17 protein-coding genes and 1 tRNA gene are annotated in these 16826 nt (G+C 70.6%); 12 read left to right on the plus strand and 6 right to left on the minus strand.

The genetic code is table 11. The features are described 5' to 3' along the window. Nucleotides 1–21: 21 nt before the first annotated feature. Nucleotides 22–501, minus strand: a complete 480-nt coding sequence (locus AB0I41_RS10300) for an Lrp/AsnC family transcriptional regulator (RefSeq protein ID WP_357104460.1) — start codon at nt 499–501, stop codon at nt 22–24. Nucleotides 502–584: 83 nt separating this feature from the next. Here AB0I41_RS10300 and AB0I41_RS10305 point away from each other — a divergent pair, with 83 nt between their 5' ends. Beyond that, nucleotides 585–1760 (plus strand): aminotransferase class I/II-fold pyridoxal phosphate-dependent enzyme, encoded by a 1176-nt coding sequence (locus tag AB0I41_RS10305; protein ID WP_357104462.1) that lies wholly within the window; start codon nt 585–587, stop codon nt 1758–1760. Nucleotides 1761–1842: 82 nt separating this feature from the next. Here the strand turns inward: AB0I41_RS10305 and AB0I41_RS10310 are convergent, their stop codons facing one another. After that, complete coding sequence (locus AB0I41_RS10310) at nt 1843–2610, minus strand: transcriptional regulator (RefSeq protein ID WP_357104465.1); 768 nt, start codon at nt 2608–2610, stop codon at nt 1843–1845. 17 nt (nt 2611–2627) lie between these two features. After that, nucleotides 2628–2702 (minus strand) — tRNA-Leu (locus AB0I41_RS10315). Nucleotides 2703–2797: 95 nt separating this feature from the next. Between AB0I41_RS10315 and AB0I41_RS10320 the strand changes: the two genes are divergently transcribed. The 11 genes from AB0I41_RS10320 to polA all read left to right on the plus strand — a co-directional run bounded on the left by AB0I41_RS10320 (nt 2798) and on the right by polA (nt 15452). After that, on the plus strand, nt 2798–3418 hold the full coding sequence (locus AB0I41_RS10320) for a response regulator (protein ID WP_088972284.1): 621 nt from the start codon (nt 2798–2800) through the stop codon (nt 3416–3418). Between the two features lie 95 nt (nt 3419–3513). Further along, the gene (locus AB0I41_RS10325) at nt 3514–4740 is read left to right on the plus strand and encodes a hypothetical protein (protein WP_357104469.1); all 1227 of its coding nucleotides are present in this window, start codon (nt 3514–3516) and stop codon (nt 4738–4740) included. A 259-nt stretch (nt 4741–4999) separates the two neighbouring features. Then, the gene (locus AB0I41_RS10330; protein WP_357104470.1) at nt 5000–6160 is read left to right on the plus strand and encodes a branched-chain amino acid ABC transporter substrate-binding protein; all 1161 of its coding nucleotides are present in this window, start codon (nt 5000–5002) and stop codon (nt 6158–6160) included. A gap of 102 nt (nt 6161–6262) precedes the next feature. Then, entirely contained in the window at nt 6263–7213 is a 951-nt protein-coding gene (locus AB0I41_RS10335; protein WP_357104472.1) for a branched-chain amino acid ABC transporter permease, read from the plus strand. After that, a complete protein-coding gene (locus tag AB0I41_RS10340; protein ID WP_357104474.1) occupies nt 7210–8319 on the plus strand; it encodes a branched-chain amino acid ABC transporter permease in 1110 nt (369 codons plus the stop codon). Before AB0I41_RS10335 ends, AB0I41_RS10340 begins: the two co-directional genes overlap by 4 nt. A gap of 82 nt (nt 8320–8401) precedes the next feature. Continuing rightward, nucleotides 8402–9166, plus strand: a complete 765-nt coding sequence (locus AB0I41_RS10345) for an ABC transporter ATP-binding protein (RefSeq protein ID WP_357104598.1) — start codon at nt 8402–8404, stop codon at nt 9164–9166. Next, the gene (locus AB0I41_RS10350) at nt 9156–9866 is read left to right on the plus strand and encodes an ABC transporter ATP-binding protein (RefSeq protein WP_357104477.1); all 711 of its coding nucleotides are present in this window, start codon (nt 9156–9158) and stop codon (nt 9864–9866) included. Before AB0I41_RS10345 ends, AB0I41_RS10350 begins: the two co-directional genes overlap by 11 nt. Nucleotides 9867–9901: 35 nt before the next feature. After that, a complete protein-coding gene (locus tag AB0I41_RS10355) occupies nt 9902–10807 on the plus strand; it encodes an ABC transporter substrate-binding protein (RefSeq protein ID WP_357104480.1) in 906 nt (301 codons plus the stop codon). Nucleotides 10808–10813: 6 nt separating this feature from the next. Then, entirely contained in the window at nt 10814–11794 is a 981-nt protein-coding gene (locus tag AB0I41_RS10360) for an amino acid ABC transporter permease (RefSeq protein ID WP_357104482.1), read from the plus strand. Then, nucleotides 11791–12600 (plus strand): amino acid ABC transporter ATP-binding protein, encoded by an 810-nt coding sequence (locus tag AB0I41_RS10365; RefSeq protein WP_357104485.1) that lies wholly within the window; start codon nt 11791–11793, stop codon nt 12598–12600. The genes AB0I41_RS10360 and AB0I41_RS10365 overlap by 4 nt, the downstream gene beginning before the upstream one ends. A 152-nt stretch (nt 12601–12752) precedes the next feature. Beyond that, nucleotides 12753–15452 carry a DNA polymerase I gene (gene polA / locus AB0I41_RS10370; protein WP_357104487.1) on the plus strand — a complete coding sequence of 900 codons (2700 nt, stop codon included), beginning with the start codon at nt 12753–12755 and terminating at the stop codon, nt 15450–15452. 145 nt (nt 15453–15597) lie between these two features. Here the strand turns inward: polA and AB0I41_RS10375 are convergent, their stop codons facing one another. The 3 genes from AB0I41_RS10375 to AB0I41_RS10385 are packed head-to-tail and all read right to left on the minus strand — an operon-like array spanning nt 15598 to nt 16810. Next, entirely contained in the window at nt 15598–15945 is a 348-nt protein-coding gene (locus tag AB0I41_RS10375) for a DUF3140 domain-containing protein (protein ID WP_357104490.1), read from the minus strand. Beyond that, nucleotides 15932–16153: a DUF2945 domain-containing protein gene (locus AB0I41_RS10380; protein ID WP_357104492.1), complete on the minus strand. Its 222-nt coding sequence runs from the start codon at nt 16151–16153 to the stop codon at nt 15932–15934. Before AB0I41_RS10380 ends, AB0I41_RS10375 begins: the two co-directional genes overlap by 14 nt. A 54-nt stretch (nt 16154–16207) precedes the next feature. Continuing rightward, on the minus strand, nt 16208–16810 hold the full coding sequence (locus tag AB0I41_RS10385; protein WP_357104495.1) for a Uma2 family endonuclease: 603 nt from the start codon (nt 16808–16810) through the stop codon (nt 16208–16210). Nucleotides 16811–16826: the final 16 nt, after the last annotated feature.

Genomic DNA, 16826 nt, shown 5'->3' on the forward strand with positions numbered 1-16826 from the left:
GACCTGCCTACCGGCCAGCCGTCAGCCCATGCCCCGAGCCTGCTCGAAGATCAGGCTGGTCTGGGTGTGCTGCACCGCCGGGTCCACCGCGAGATGGTCGAGCACGAAGTCCCGCAGCGCGTCCCCGGACGCCGCCCGCACGTGCAGCACGTAGTCCTCCGCGCCGGCCACGTGGAACACCGACACCACCCCCGGCAGCCGCACCGACCGGGCCCGGAAGGCGTCCACCGCCGCCCGCTCGTGCGCGGCCAGCCGGACCGACACGAGGGCCTGCAACGGCAAGCCCACCGCCGCCGGGTCCACTTCGGCGTGGAAACCGCGGATCGCCCCGCAGTCGCGCAGCGCCCGGGTGCGCGTCAGGCAGGTCGAGGGGGCCACCCCCACCCGCTCGGCGAGGGCGTTGTTCGGCAGCCGGCCGTCGGCGGCCAGCTCGGTGAGGATCGCTCGGTCGACGTCGTCCAGCGCGGCGAACGGCCGCACATCATTCGGCGCAGTGGGCATGTGGTCATCCTTCCGCGAACTCTGCGACAACGAAAGCGACTTATGCAGAATCATCTTCAGAAGCCTTGCCTTTGATCAGGCTATTGTTCGACGCTTCCGGCATGACGACCGTGGACACCAGGGCCGTGCACGCCGGCCGCGACGACCTCGCAGCCCTCGGCGTCCACGTGCCGCCGATCGACCTCTCCACCACCAACCCGCTGCCGTCGGTCGAGGGCGGCGGCGACGCGTACGAGCTGCTCGCCACCGGCGGCACCCTCCCGCCCGGCGCCAGCGCCGTCTACCAGCGGCTCTGGAACCCGACGGTGGCCCGCTTCGAGACCGCCCTCGCCGAGCTCGAAGGCACCGCTGCGGCGGTCGCGTTCGCCAGCGGCATGGCCGCCCTCACCGCCACCATCCTTGCCGCCACCCGCGACGGAAAGCGGCACGTCGTCGCCGTCCGCCCGCTCTACGGCGGCACCGACCACGTCCTCGCCACCGGGCTGCTCGGCACCGAGGTCAGCTGGGCCCGCCCCGACGAGGTCGCCGCCGCCGTACGCCCCGACACCGCCCTGGTGATCGTCGAGACGCCCGCCAACCCGACCCTCGACCTGGTCGACATCGCCGCGCTCGCCACCGCCGCCGGCGACGCCCCGCTGCTCGTCGACAACACCGTCGCCACCCCGGTGCTCCAGCAGCCCGCCCGGCACGGCGCCGCCCTCGTGCTGCACAGCGCCACCAAGAGCATCGGCGGGCACGGCGACGTGCTCGCCGGCGTCGTCGCCTGCGACGCCGACTGGGCCGCCCGGCTGCGCCAGGTGCGCGCCGTCACCGGCGCCGTCCTGCACCCGCTCGGCGCCTACCTGCTGCACCGGGGCCTGCAGACCCTGCCGCTGCGGGTCCGCGCCCAGCAGGCCGGCGCGGAGAAGCTCGCCGGCTGGCTCGCCGGCCACCCGGCCGTCGTCCGGGTGCACCACCCCGTGGTCCACGATCCGGCCGGCCTGGTCGGCCGCCAGATGTCCGGCACCGGCAGCCTGCTCGCCTTCGAGGTACGCGGCGGCGCGCCCGTCGCCGCGGCCGTCGCCGCGGCCTGCCAGCTGATCACCCACGCGGTGTCGCTCGGCGGGGTGGACACCCTGATCCAGCATCCGGCCTCGCTCACCCACCGACCGGTGGCGGGGGAGGCCAAGCCGTGCGGCGGGCTGCTGCGGATCTCCGTGGGGCTGGAGGACCCGGAGGATCTGCGGGCGGATCTGGAGCGGGCGCTCGCCGCGATCTGACCCGGCCTCGCCTTTCGGCTCGTCGTGGCCGTTGTCGACGGCCGCGGTTCCGGCCGCCTGCTGGCGGCCTGTGCGACGGGTGTCATGACTTCGGGCCGACGTGGCGGTCGAGGGCGGCGACGGCCTCCCGGCGGGCGACCGACAGGGAGTTGTGGCGGTTCATCTTCCAGGCGATGCCGAGCACGTCGAGCGCCCACTGGCAGAGACCCATGATGTCGGCGGACTCGTTGGTGAACATGTAGCGGGGATAGACGTACCCCTTGCCGCGGACCGTGACTCGGTTGCTGACCCGGCACCCGTCGGAGTGGAACAGGCCGCGCAGGAAGTCACCGGGATGGCGCTCGACGATCTTGCGCTGCCAGTCGGCGAGGACGATTGGCCGCTCGTGCTTCTTGCCCGGACCGTGTTGAGGGAACAGGCAGGGCCAGTGGGTCCCGTAGCTCTGCACTCCTACGCAACCGCGCTTTCGGACCCGCTGGACGGAACTGGCCATGACGTCACGCATCGCCTTGTCGCACAGTTCGATCAGGTTGGGCCATGCGTCGGCGCAGTAGACGCGGAGGACGGGGACACGTGCGGTAGTGACCAGATGGCCGTCGCCCAGGTAGAGGCCGAGGAGATAGGCGTAGGCCGCTGGTTCTGTCGGATTGTCGACGTCCGACCGGCAACGGAAGCACCGCACTTGGCTGCCGAGCTGCTTCGGCTCCGTTCGGTCCTTGCACCAGTGCCGAACGGTCGGATAGGGCAAACCAAGGTGGCGGGCGACCTCCGCGACAGTGCTGCCTGCCAGGTATTGCTGACGAGCGCGGAAGCGGATCTCAAGCGGGTGCACGACGTCATCTTCGAACACTCGTACGACATCTTCGGTGCCCCCGGTGGGACTCGAACCCACACTTTATGCAGTTTGAGTGCATTGCCTCATGCCAGTTGGGCTACGGGGGCGATTCCGTAATTCGGCCTTGACAGACTACCCACTAGGCTAGGGCCGGCGACACCCGGGACGGCGGGTGTCGGGCTCAGACTGGTGGGAGTGGCTCGTGGCCGAGACGCAGACGGATGCCGAGCGCAGGCGCGTACTGATCGCCGAGGACGAGGCGCTCATCCGGCTGGACCTGGCCGAGATGCTGGTCGAGGAGGGCTACGAGGTCGTCGGCGAGGCCGGCGACGGCGAGACCGCCGTCCGGCTGGCCGAGGAGCTCAAGCCGGACCTGGTCATCCTCGACATCAAGATGCCGATCATGGACGGGCTGGCCGCCGCCGAGCGGATCGCCGGAGCCCGGATCGCCCCGGTGATCATCCTGACCGCGTTCAGCCAGCGTGACCTGGTGGAGCGGGCCCGGGCGGCGGGCGCGATGGCGTACCTGGTGAAGCCCTTCCAGAAGAGCGACCTGGTGCCGGCGGTGGAGATCGCCCTGTCGCGTTACTCGGAGATCGCCGCCCTGGAGGCGGAGGTCGCCGGGCTCACCGACCGGCTGGAGATCCGCAAGACGGTCGAGCGGGCCAAGGGCGCGCTGATGACCACGTACGGGATGACCGAGCCGCAGGCTTTCAAGTGGATCCAGCGCACGGCGATGGACCACCGGATGACCATGAAGGAGGTCGCCGAGCGGATCCTCGCGGAGACCGCCGGCGGCGAGGTCGCCCAGCCGACCGCCTGACCGCGCGCCCGCCGCCCCGGGCCGCCGGACCCGCCGACGCCGGCCGGCGCGTCGGACTCCCCATCGGGCCGGGCGGGATCGATAGCATCGGATCCGTGTCCCCTCGGCGTGCGCTCGCGGTCCTCGGGCTGCTCGCCGTGCTGCTCGCCGGCTGCGACGGCGGCGACCGGCCCGACGCGGGCCCCCGGGGCGGCGCCGACCGGCAGGGCATGGACCCCAGGGGCGAGGATGCCCGGTCGGAGCCGCTGCGCCCGGCCTGGCGGGAGCTGAGCCTGCCGGCACCGCCCGGTTCGCCGGGCCGGCTGGTGTTGCGCGCCGGGGCGTTCTGCGGTGACCGGTGGTACCTGGTGGGCGCGGTGGCCGGCGCCCTCGGGGCGACCCGGCCGGCGGCCTGGTCCAGTGCGGACGGCGAGAGCTGGGCGCCGGTGCCGGTCGACGCGCGCACCTTCTACGGCCGGCAGCACGTGCTCTCCGCGGTGGCCTGCGTCGACGGTCGGATGGCGGCGCTGGGCGCGAAGAACGGCGGGGTGCACGGCAACCCGCGTACCGGTACCTGGGTGCGGGGGGCCGTCGGCGCGCTGCGCGAGGTGCCGGCGGCGTTCGAGCTGTTCGGTGGCCCGCGGGCGGTGGCGGTCAACCGGTTGGCGGTGGGGCCGGGCGGTTGGCTGATCGCCGGGGCGCGGGTGGACGGGGCGGCGGTCTGGACGTCGCCGGACGCGGAGGGTTTCACGCTGGTGGCGGGCGCGGCGGAGTTGGCCGGGGACGCCCGGGGGCGCACGGCGGCGTACGACGTGGTGGCCCGGGGGTCGGGCTGGCTGGTGGTGGGGGCGTTGCTGCCGGCCGGCGGCACCGCTTTGACGCCGCTGGCCTGGACCTCCGCGGACGGGCGGAGCTGGCGGCGGGCGGTGCTGCCGGTCCCGGACGGGCGGGGGCAGGCGGAGCGGGTGGCCGTGCTCGACGGGGTGGCGGTGGCGGTGGGCCCGGTGCGGGACGGTTTCGCGGCGTGGCGGGCCGACGGTGACGCCGGGTGGCGGCGGGCCGGGGGGTTCGGCGCGGGCGGGCCGGGGGTGTTGTCGGTGGCGGGTCTGGCGGTGCCGGGGCGCTGGCTGGTGGCGGTGACCGGCGACGGGGCGGTCCGCGGCGCCTGGGCGTCGGCGGACGGGGGCGCGTCGTGGCGGGCGGTGACGGTGCCGGTGGCGGTTCCCGACGGTGGTGACACGGTGCTGACGGTGGTTGCCGGGGAAGATCGATTACTGTTGCTGGCCGATGACGGTCGGGGGTCCCGTGCCTGGTGGGGGAGGTTGCCGACGGTCGATAGGTAGCGGGTGGTCCCGGTTGCGCCCCTTACCTTCGAATAGAAGGTGAAAGTTCTTCGTGCCCGAAGGTTCTTACAGCGATCGCTTCCAATCCGCCACGGCGTGTAACGGTTCGGTCAACGCCGCTTTCTGGGTCTTACGTCACAGCCCCCCGTGGGATAACGTCCCGGCCCAGACCGGCGACGACGGTCTGGTTCGTCCGCCCCCCGCAAGGGCCAATGGGCAGCGGGTGGTTCGGACCATGCGACGGAGGAGGGTTCGGGCCTTGAGGCAGAAGCTCGCACGCGTGATCGGTGGAGTCGCCATGGTGGCGCTCGTCGCCGGCGGCACCGCTTGCTCCAGTGGCAGCGACGACACGGCGTCCGGTGGGGACGGCTGCGGCAGCAAGATCGCGTTCTTCGGCGCGCTGACCGGCAGCTCGGCGGCGCTGGGCATCAACGAGAAGAACGGCGTCAAGCTCGCCGTCGAGAAGTACAACAAGGAGAACGCCGACTGCAAGGTCGAGCTGGCCGAGCTCGACTCGCAGGGCAGCCCGGACCAGGCGCCCGGTCTGGCCCAGAAGGCCATCGACGACACCAAGATCCTGGGCATCGTCGGCCCGGCGTACTCGGGCGAGTCCGAGGCCGCCGGCCCGCTGTTCAACGAGGCCGGCCTGGTGCACATCACCGCCTCCGCCACCCGGCCCAGCCTCTCCAAGCAGGGCTGGAAGACCTTCTTCCGCGCGGTCGGCAACGACTTCAGCCAGGGCCCCGCGGCCGGCAACTACATCAAGAACGTGATGAAGGCCGACCGGGTCTTCGTCATCGACGACCAGTCCGCGTACGGCGCGGGTCTGGCCGACGAGGTCAAGAAGGTCCTCGGCTCCGCGGTCGTCGGCTCGGACAAGGTCCAGGGTGAGGGCAAGCAGACCGAGTTCTCCGGCGTGGTGACCAAGGCCAAGGCCGCCAACGTCAAGGCGATCTTCTACGGCGGCTACTACCAGGAGGCCGGCCTGATCCGTAAGCAGCTCACCGCTGCCGGGGTCACCGCGCCGCTGGTCGCCGGCGACGGCGTGAACGACGGCGCCTACATCACCTCCGCCGGCGCCGCCGCGGCCGAGGGCACCATCCTGACCTGCCCGTGCCAGCCGGCCGCCGAGGCCCGGGGCACCTTCGTCGAGGAGTACAAGGCCCTCAACGGCGTCGAGCCGGGCACCTACAGCGACACCGCCTACGACGCCGCGAACATCCTGCTCGCCGGCATCAAGGCCAAGAAGACCACCCGCGCCGACCTGCTGGAGTTCGTGAAGGGCTACAGCGGCGAGGGCGTCGCGTCCAAGTACAAGTTCGTCGAGGGCGGCGAGCTGGACCCGGACCAGGTGAAGGTCTGGGCGTTCAAGGTGCAGGGCGGCAAGGTTGTCCCGGACCAGGAGATCCCGAAGCCCTGACAACGGTCGCTGCGAGCGATTGACGACAGATCGCGGGTGCGGCCGGGAGCTCGCTCCCGGCCGCACCTCCTTTTTCTCCAGACCTGACGGAGCGTCCCTCCCGTGAACTTCGATGGACTGTTCTCCAACTTCGGGGAACTCACCACGACCGGCCTGACACAGGGTGCGATCTACGCCCTGGTCGCGCTCGGCTACACGCTGGTCTACGGCGTGCTCAGACTCATCAACTTCGCCCACTCCGAGGTTTTCATCGCCGGCGCCTTCGCCGCCATCTGGACCTGGAACGGCTTCGGCCTGGACCAGGACTCGTCGGTCAGCGGGCTCGGCTCGGTCATGTTCTACCTGCTGGTCGCCATGATCGTCGCGGCTATCGCCTCGGCGGGCACGGCGACGGTGATCGAGCGGGTGGCCTACCGGCCGCTGCGCAGGCGCAACGCGCCGCCGCTGGCCTTCCTGATCACCGCGATCGGCGCCTCGATCGCGATCTCCGAGGCGTTCGGCATCTACACCCGTCGGCGGCCGGAGGGCGCCCCGATGCTGGTCACCCAGAAGCCGGTGTTCCACCTCTTCGGTGTGCCGATCGACGGGGTGCAACTGCTCACCCTCGGCGCCGCCCTGGTGATGATGATCGCGCTGGACCAGTTCATCAACCGCAGCCGGGTCGGCCGGGGTATCCGGGCGGTCGCTCAGGACCCCAACACCGCCGCGCTGATGGGCGTGAACAAGGACCGGGTCATCATGATGGTCTTCATCGCCGGCGGCAGCATGGCCGGCGTCGCCGGCCTGCTGTACGACGTGCGGATCCAGACGCTGACCTACAGCGTGGGCTTCCTGCTGGGCCTCAAGGCGTTCACCGCCGCGGTGCTCGGCGGCATCGGCAACCTGCGCGGAGCGCTGGTGGGCGGCCTGCTGCTGGGCGTGGTGGAGAACTACGCGTCCGGCCTGTTCGGCAGCGAGTGGAAGGACTTTGCCGCCTTTGCCGTGCTGGTGGTGCTGCTGATGTTCCGGCCGACCGGTCTGCTGGGTGAATCGCTGGGGAGGGCACGGGCATGACGACCGTCCTGGAAAGGGTGCGCAGCGGCCGCGAGGCGGCCGGCGAGCGCTGGCGGGGGGCGCCGCGCTGGGTGCGCTGGGCGCTGCTGGCCGCGTTGATCGTGTTCTTCTACGCGCTGCCGAACAAGGAGTTCTACCAGTACCTGGGGCCGATCCCGACCCCGGGTGCGAACTTCACCCAGGTGCTCTTCACCGTCTCGATTTACGTGCTGCTGGCGGTCGGGTTGAACATCGTGGTCGGCTTCGCCGGCCTGCTCGACCTCGGCTACTTCGGCTTCTTCGCCGTCGGCGCGTACACCGTGGCGGTGCTGACCTCGCCGAGCAGCAACGTCAAGACGCTCTGGCCCTGGCTGCTGGTGGTGCCGCTCGCGATCGCGCTCACCATGGTCTCCGGCGTCATGCTCGGCACGCCGACGCTGCGGCTGCGCGGTGACTACCTGGCCCTGGTGACGCTCGGCTTCGCCGAGATGATCCGGATCGCGGCGGTCAGCTCCGACTTCCTCAAGGGACAGCGCGGGTTCAACCAGATCCCGCACCCGCCCGGCAAGTACGCCGACGGCAAGCCGTTCTTTGGGGTGCTCGACGCCCGCCCGTACTACTGGCTGGTGCTCACGCTGATCATCCTGGTGGTGCTCGGGGTGCGGAACCTGACCCACAGCCGGGTCGGCCGGGCCTGGATCTCGATCCGGGAGGACGAGGACGCCGCCCAGCTGATGGGCGTGCCGACCTTCAAGTTCAAGCTCTGGGCGTTCGCCTCGGGCGCGGCGATCGCCGGCCTGGCCGGCGCGCTCTTCGCCGGCAAGCAGAACTTCGTCAACTCGCAGAACTTCGAGCTGCTCAACTCGATCATCATCCTGGCCGCGGTCATCTTCGGCGGTTCGGGCAACATCGTCGGCGCGATCGTCGGCGGTGGCCTGGTGGCGTACATGATCGAGCGGTTCCGCGGCATCGAGCTGTTCGGCGTGGAGCTGTACGAGTACCGGTTCCTCTTCTTCGGCCTGGTCCTCGTGGTGATGATGATCTTCCGGCCGCAGGGCCTGATCCCGAACCGACGACGGGCGGCGGAGTTCAAGGACCGTCGCAAGGAGGTGATCGTCGGTGAGTGACACCGAACAGACGCCGGCCACGCCGGCCGTACCGGCCCAGGCGGGCGCGCCCGCCCTCGAGGCGGAGCCCACGCGGGAGCCGCTGCTGGAGGTCGACCACGTCACGCTGCGCTTCGGCGGCGTGGTGGCGCTGAACGACGTGGACTTCACCCTCTACAAGGGGGAGATCCTCGGCCTGATCGGCCCCAACGGTGCCGGCAAGACCACCTGCTTCAACGCGATGACCGGCATCTACCAGCCCAGCGAGGGGCAGATCCGGTTCCGTGGCGAGAAGATCAGCGGCCGGAAGCGGCACCAGATCACCCGGATGGGCATGGCGCGGACGTTCCAGAACATCCGCCTCTTCCCCGAGATGACCGCGCTGGAGAACGTGCAGGTCGGTGCCGACGCGCACCACAAGACCAGCGTGATCTCCGCGCTGTTCCGGCTGCCCCGGCACTGGCGCGAGGAGCGCGAGGGCCGGGAGAAGGCCGAGCGGCTGCTGGAGTTCGTCGGCATCCGGCACCGGCTGCACGAGTTCGCCCGCAACCTCTCCTACGGCGAGCAGCGCCGGCTGGAGATCGCCCGGGCGCTCGCCACCGACCCGGTGCTGCTCTGCCTGGACGAGCCGGCCGCCGGGTTCAACCCGGCGGAGAAGGAGGAGCTGCTCCAGCTCATCCGGCAGATCCGGGACACCGGCGTGACCGTGCTGCTGATCGAGCACGACATGCGGCTGGTCATGGGCGTCACCGATCGGATCGTGGTGCTGGAGTTCGGGAAGAAGATCGCCGAGGGGCTCCCCGCCGAGGTGCGGGACAACCCGAAGGTGATCGCGGCGTACCTGGGGGTACCGGACGATGCTGCTTGAGATCGATGATGTGAGCCTGCTGTACGGGCGCATCCAGGCGCTGCACGGGATCAGCCTGACCGTGGACGAGGGCGAGATCGTCGCCCTGATCGGCGCCAACGGCGCCGGCAAGTCGACCACCATGCGGGCGATCTCCGGGATCCGGCCGATCGCCTCCGGCAGCATCCGGTTCAACGGGGAGGACATCTCCAAGCTCCGGGCGGACCTGCGGGTCCGGCGCGGGCTGTGCCAGGCCCCCGAGGGGCGTGGCATCTTCCCGGGCATGAGCGTGCTGGAGAACCTCGACATGGGCGCCTACACCCGGCGGGACCGGGCCGGCATCGCCCAGGACCTCAACCGGGTGCTGGAGTTGTTCCCCCGGCTGGCCGAGCGGCGCAAGCAGCCCGGTGGCACCCTTTCCGGCGGTGAGCAGCAGATGCTCGCCGTCGGCCGGGCGCTGATGAGCCGGCCCAAGCTGCTGCTGCTCGACGAGCCGTCGATGGGGCTGGCCCCGATGCTGATCCAGCAGATCTTCAACATCATCACCGAGATCAACGAGCAGGGCACCACGATCCTGCTGGTGGAGCAGAACGCGCAGCAGGCCCTCGCCCGGGCGCACCGCGCGTACGTGCTGGAGACCGGCCGCATCGTCAAGACCGGCACCGGTGCGGAGCTGCTGCACGACCCGTCGGTGAAAGAGGCCTACCTCGGCGTGGCCTGACCGGCCGCCACCCCCTCACGCAAGGAGTGCACGACATGTTCAACATCAACGGTGGCCGGCGGGCGGCGCTCGGCGCCGCCGGCGCGGGCCTGCTGGCCCTCTCGCTGACCGCGTGCGGCGAGAAGGAGAACACCGACCAGCCCGGTGCCGGCCCTTCCGTGACAGCCACGGCGGACACCAGCCTGGCGGCGAAGGTGCCGGATGCGATCAAGTCCGACGGCAAGATCGTCGTGGGTACCGATTCGACGTACGCCCCGGCGGAGTACCTCGACAACGATGGCAAGACGGTCGTCGGTTTCGACGTCGAGCTGTTCAACGCGGTGGCGGCCAAGCTCGGCCTGAAGGCCGAGTTCGTCTCCGCGCCGTTCGGCGACATCATCTCCGGCGTCAACTCCGGCAAGTACGAGATCGGCGTCTCCTCGTTCACCGTGAACGACGAGCGGAAGGCGCAGGCCAACATGGTCAGCTACTTCCAGGTCGGTACGCAGTGGGTGACCAAGAAGGGCAACCCGGCCGGGGTGGCGCTGGACAACGCCTGCGGCAAGAAGATCGCCGTGCAGAAGGACACCGTCCAGGTCGAGGACATCACCAAGCGGTCCAAGGCGTGCACCGACGCCGGTAAGCCGGCGATCACCGTCGAGCAGTTCCCCGGCCAGGACGCGGCGACCGCCGCGGTGATGTCCGGCAAGGACGACGCCATGCTCGCCGACTACCCGGTCGGCGTGTACGCGGTGACGCAGTCCAACGACGCGCTGGAACTGCTCGAGAAGCAGTACGAGGCGGCCCCGTACGGCTACGTGGTGGCCAAGGACCAGGCACAGTTCGCCGAGGCGATCCGGGACGCCACCAAGGCCCTCATCGTGGACGGGTCGTACCAGACGGTGCTCGACAAGTGGAAGGTTGGGGACGGCGCGATCACGGATCCCGCGATCAACCCGTAACGTGACATGACAACCGAGGAAGCAACCCCCGTACGGGCACGGCCGGAACCGATTCGGGCCGTGCCCGTACGGCACCCGGGCCGCTGGCTCGCCGTGGCCGTGCTCGCCGTGCTCGCCGCGATGTTCGTGCACCTGCTGGTGACGAACGACGCGTTCGGCTGGGCGTTCATGGTCGACAACATGTTCCGACCGCCGATCATCGAGGGGTTGCTGCGCGGCACCGTGCTGATGACGGTGAGCGCGATGCTCATCGGCGTCACGCTCGGCGTGGTGATCGCGGTGATGCGGCTGTCGGACAACCCGATCCTGCGCGGTGTGGCGTGGCTCTTCACCTGGTTCTTCCGCGCGGTGCCGCGGTTGGTGCTGCTGGCCGTGTTCGGCAACATCGGCATCCTGTGGAGCCGGGTGGAGTTCGGCGTGCCGTTCGACACCCAGCTCGGTCAGCTGTTCGGCATCGACAACCTGCAACTGCGGCTGTTCGGCTTCTCCTCGCGCGACCTCCTGACCGGCTTCATGGCTGGTCTGCTCGGTCTGGCGCTGTCCGAGGCGGCGTACATGGCGGAGATCGTCCGGGCCGGCATCCAGTCGGTGGACGGCGGCCAGACCGAGGCGGCCCAGGCGCTCGGCCTGAGCCGGGGCCAGACGTTGCGCAGGGTGGTGCTGCCGCAGGCGATGCGGGTGATCATCCCGCCGACCGGCAACGAGACCATCGCGATGTTGAAGGACACCTCGCTGCTGCTCTACGTTCCGGTGAGCGTGGAGCTCTTCTTCCAGCTCGACGCGGTCGGTAAGCGTACGTTCCAGATCTTCCCGATGTACGTCGCGGCGTGCCTGTGGTACCTCTTCCTGACCAGCATCCTGCTGGTCGGGCAGTACTTCCTGGAGCGGCATTTCGGCAAGGGGTACGGCCCGGCCGGGCGGGCCCGGCTGCGGCTGCGTGGCATGACCGCCGAAACAGGTGGCAACGCGGGGAAGGTGACGCCATGACCGAGTTGACCGTTCCCGCCCAGGCCGAGCCACCCACGGTCGAGTCGGGAATGATGGTCCGGGCCGAGCAGGTGCACAAGTCGTTCGGCCCGCTGGAGGTGCTCAAGGGCATCGACCTGGAGGTCCGGGCCGGGGAGGTCTGCTGCCTGCTGGGGCCGTCCGGCTCCGGCAAGTCGACGTTCCTGCGGTGCATCAACCACCTGGAGAAGATCAACGCCGGTCGGATCTGGGTCGACGACGAGCTGATCGGCTACCGGGAGCGCGGCGGCAAGCTGCACGAGCTGCGGGAGAAGGAGGTGGCCGCGCAGCGCCGGGCGATCGGCATGGTGTTCCAGCGGTTCAACCTCTTCCCGCACATGACGGTGCTGCAGAACGTCGTCGAGGCGCCCGTGCTGCTCGGCCGGGAGAAGAAGGCGGCGGCCCGGGACCGGGCCGCGCAGCTGCTGGAGCGGGTCGGTCTCGGCGACAAGCTCGGGGCGTACCCCGGGCAGCTCTCCGGGGGCCAGCAGCAGCGGGTGGCGATCGCCCGGGCGCTGGCCATGCAGCCGAAGTTGATGCTCTTCGACGAGCCGACCAGCGCGCTGGACCCGGAGCTGGTCGGCGAGGTGCTCGACGTGATGAAGGACCTGGCCCGCGACGGCATGACCATGATCGTGGTGACCCACGAGATCGGCTTCGCCCGGGAGGTCGGCGACAAGCTGGTCTTCATGGACGGCGGCGTGGTGGTCGAGTCCGGCGACCCGCGCGAGGTGATCGCGAACCCGCGGCACGACCGGACGAAGGCGTTCCTCGCCAAGGTGCTCTGACCGGCGACCCCGGCGCGGCCCGCGTGGCCGCGCCGGGGTCGGGCGGGGGTGAGCGTCTTCGAGGGGTACGCGGGCCTGCCGCGGCAGGCCGGCCGGGACCTGGGCCGTGCCGGCACCCCGGGTTGTCGGCGGTACGGACTAGAGTCGCTGCCGTGACAGCTACGATGCCGCGCCTGCTCCTCGTCGACGGACATTCCATGGCATACCGGGCGTTCCACGCCCTGCCGGTGGAGAACTTCTCCACCACGACCGGGCAGCCGACCAACGCGGTCTACGGCTTCACCTCGATGCTGATCAACGTGCTCCGCGACGAGCAGCCCACCCACATCGTCGTCGCCTTCGACGTTTCCCGCCGCTCCTTCCGCACCGAGAAGTACGCCGACTACAAGGGCGGCCGGAAGGAGACCCCGGCCGACTTCAAGGGCCAGGTCAGCCTGATCAAGGAGGTCCTGGCGGCGCTGCGTGTCCCGGTGGTCGAGAAGGAGGGGTACGAGGCCGACGACGTCATCGCCACTCTCGCCTGTCAGGCCGCCGAGCAGGGCATGTCGGTGCTGATCAGCAGCGGCGACCGGGACGCCCTGCAGCTCGTCGGCGAGCGGGTCACCGTGCTCTACCCGCGCAAGGGCGTCTCCGACCTGGCCCGGATGGACCCCGCCGCCGTCCTCGACAAGTACGGCGTGGGGCCGGAGCGCTACCGCGACCTGGCGGCGCTGAAGGGCGAGGAGAGCGACAACCTGATCGGCGTCGACGGAGTCGGCGACAAGACCGCCGCCAAGTGGATCAACCTGTACGGCGGCGTCGAGGGCGTGATCGCGCACGCCGACGCGATCAAGGGCAAGGCCGGCGACAACCTGCGGGCCCAACTGTCCCGGGTGATCCGCAACTACGAGCTCAACTGCCTGGTCTCCGACCTCGACCTGCCGGTACGCCCCGAGGACGCCCGCTGGACCGGCTGGGACCGGGAAGCGGTACACCAGGTCTTCGACACCCTTCAGTTCCGCATCCTGCGCGACCGGCTCTACCAGTACCTGGAGGCCGTGGAGCCGGAGGCCGAGGCCGGGTTCGACCTGGCCGGCGAGGTGCTGACCGAGCCCGGCGCGCTGGCCGGCTGGCTGGAGACGCACGCCCCGGCCGGCACTTCGGTGGGCCTGGCGGTCAAGCTCGACACGGGCCCCAACCGCCGGCACACCGCCTCGGTGACCGGCCTGGCGCTGGCCACCGCCGGCGGGGCCGCCGCCTGGTGCGACCCGGCCCGGCTGGAGCCGGCCGACGAGACGGCGCTGGCCGGCTGGCTGGCCGACGCCGCGCGGCCCAAGGTGCTGCACGACAGCAAGCCGGCGGTGCTGGCGCTGGCCGCGCACGGCTGGTCGCTGGACGGCATCGTCCGGGACACCCAGATCGCCGCCTACCTGGCCCGCCCCGACCAGCGCTCCTACGACCTGACCGACCTGGCCCTGCGGTACCTGCACCGGGAGCTGCGGGTCGACGCCCCGGAGACCGGCCAGCTCACCCTCGACGGGCTGGGCAACGACGGCGAGGCCGAGCAGAACCTCATGCTCCAGGCCCGGGCCACCCTCGACCTGGCCGACGCGATCGACGCGGAGCTGTCCCGTGACGGCGAGCAGTCCGCCCGGCTGATGGCCGGGGTGGAGTTGCCGCTGATGCGGGTGCTCGCCAGCATGGAGCGGATCGGCATCGCCGCCGACACGCAATACCTGTCGGAGCTGGAGGCGCACTTCGCCGCCGAGGTGAAGGCCGCGGCGCAGGGCGCGTACGAGGCGGTGGGCCGGGAGTTCAACCTCGGCTCGCCCAAGCAGCTGCAGGAGATCCTCTTCGGCGAGCTGGGCCTGCCCAAGACCAAGAAGATCAAGACCGGCTACACCACGGACGCCGACGCCCTGCAGTGGCTCTACGCGCAGAACCCGCACCCGGTGCTGGAGCACCTGCTGCGCCACCGGGACGTGGCCAAGCTCAAGTCCACGGTGGACGGCCTGCTCAAGTCCGTCTCCGACGACGGCCGGATCCACACCACCTTCAACCAGACGGTGGCCGCCACCGGCCGGCTCTCCTCCACCGAGCCCAACCTGCAGAACATCCCCATCCGCACAGAGGAGGGGCGGCGGATCCGCCGGGCCTTCGTGGTGGGGGAGGGCTACGAGTGCCTGCTCACCGCCGACTACAGCCAGATCGAGATGCGGATCATGGCGCACCTGTCGTCGGACGACGCGCTGATCGAAGCGTTCAACTCCGGCCACGACTTCCACGCCGCCACCGCGTCGTCGGTCTTCGCGGTGCCAGTCGCCGAGGTCACCCCCGACCAGCGCCGCAAGATCAAGGCGATGAACTACGGCCTGGCGTACGGGCTGAGCGCGTTCGGCCTCTCCCAGCAGCTCGGGATCAGCGCCGAGGAGGCGCGCGGGTTGATGGAGAACTACTTCGCCGGGTTCGGCGGGGTCCGGGACTACCTGCACGAGGTGGTGGCCCGGGCCCGGCACGACGGCTACACGTCCACCATCCTCGGCCGCCGGCGATACCTGCCCGACCTGGTCAGCGACAACCGGCAGCGCCGGGAGATGGCCGAGCGGATGGCGCTCAACGCCCCGATCCAGGGCTCCGCCGCCGACATCATCAAGGTGGCCATGCTGCACGTCGACACCGCGCTGCGCGACGCCGGGCTGCGCTCCCGGATGCTGCTGCAGGTGCACGACGAGCTGGTCTTCGAGGTGGCGCCGGGCGAGCGGGAGACCCTGGAGGCGCTGGTGCGCCGGGAGATGGGTGGGGCGTACCCGCTGTCGGTGCCGCTGGAGGTCTCGGTGGGCGAAGGTCGGGACTGGAACAGCGCCGACCACTGAGCTGTCTTCGTGGTGGGGGTTCCGGGGCAGCCCGACCCGCTCCGGGCGGTCAGGCTTGATCCCTGCGCGGGTCGGGCTGCCCCGGAACCCTCGCGGGTCGGGGCGGTCGGCGCTGTTCTGTTGTTGATCTCGTTGGCGTGCCGGGTTACTTGAGGGGGTCGTGGCCCCAGTTCATCAGCGACCAGCGCCACCTGGTGCTGCGGACGTCGCCGGAGGGGCGCTGGGCCAGGTGCCGGCGGACGTATCCGACCACCTTGCGCATGTGCTTGTAGTCGCCCTCGGAGAGCTCGGAGCGCTTGCGCCGCAACAGGCTGATGATCTTGCGGCCGGACTCGTGGCCGACCGACTCGCCACCACCGGAGCGGCCGCCCCTGTGCCAGCCCACCTGCTTGGACTCGTCGGTCTGCAGCCAGCCGGACAGCTCACCGGGCTTCATGTTCACCGCCTCGGTGAACTCCCGGTAGGTCTGCTGCGGGTCCTCACTCCGACTCACGGCGCAGCGCCTCCGGCCGGTGGGCGACGTCCCGCCCCGAGTCGTCGTTGCGGATGCGGTACTGCGGGTCGTCCGGAGACGCGTTCACGGCGTGCCCGCGTACGTGCGTCCGCTCGGTGATCTTCTCCTTGACCACGCCGTGTGCCCGGCCGCTGTGACTGGCCCAGGAGACGTGGTCGCCCTCGCGGAATTCCCTCTGCTCGGCCATACGCCCTGGCTACCCGTGCCTGCCTCGGCAAAACGGCTGGCCCCGGGGAGGGCGCTACGGGGTGATCTCGCCGATTGGCAGCTTGATGTCGAAGGGCTCGGACAGCTCGATCACGTCGGCGCTGTCGGTCACCAACTCGTACTGGCGCTCACCGCCGGGCCCCACCCGGTCGCCGATCCGGTACGCGTAGACGTGCACCGGGTCCTGCTCGATCCGCCAGTAGAAGGGGATGCCGGCGGCGGCGTACTCGCCGGGCTTGGCGAAGCGGTCGATCCGTCGGGTGCCCGGCGAGACGATCTCCACGGCGAGGACGACGTCCGCCGGCCGCAGCATGGACCGATCGGACGGCACCTCGGCGTGGCGCAACAGGACATCCGGCTGGCGGCTCGTGTTGAAGCTGAGCCCAACACCAATGGCTTGCGCGACCCGGAGGTCGCCGGGGGCGTGCTGCAGCAGCCAGCGAGCGAGTAGCAGGGAGATGTCCTGGCGGCCCAGGGTGGGGGAGGGTGTCACCTGGATGACTCCATCGACGAGTTCGACGCGGGAGGCATCATCCGGCAGATTGAGCAGATCCTCGACCGTGTAGTCGGCGCGCTGCTGCCGCATCGGGTCCGGACACCAGGGGCCAGGTGGTGTTCGGATGGGCTCCGCGCTCATGGGGCGAGCCTACCGC

This window comes from Micromonospora sp. NPDC050200, assembly GCF_040656135.1.
Taxonomy (GTDB): domain Bacteria; phylum Actinomycetota; class Actinomycetes; order Mycobacteriales; family Micromonosporaceae; genus Micromonospora.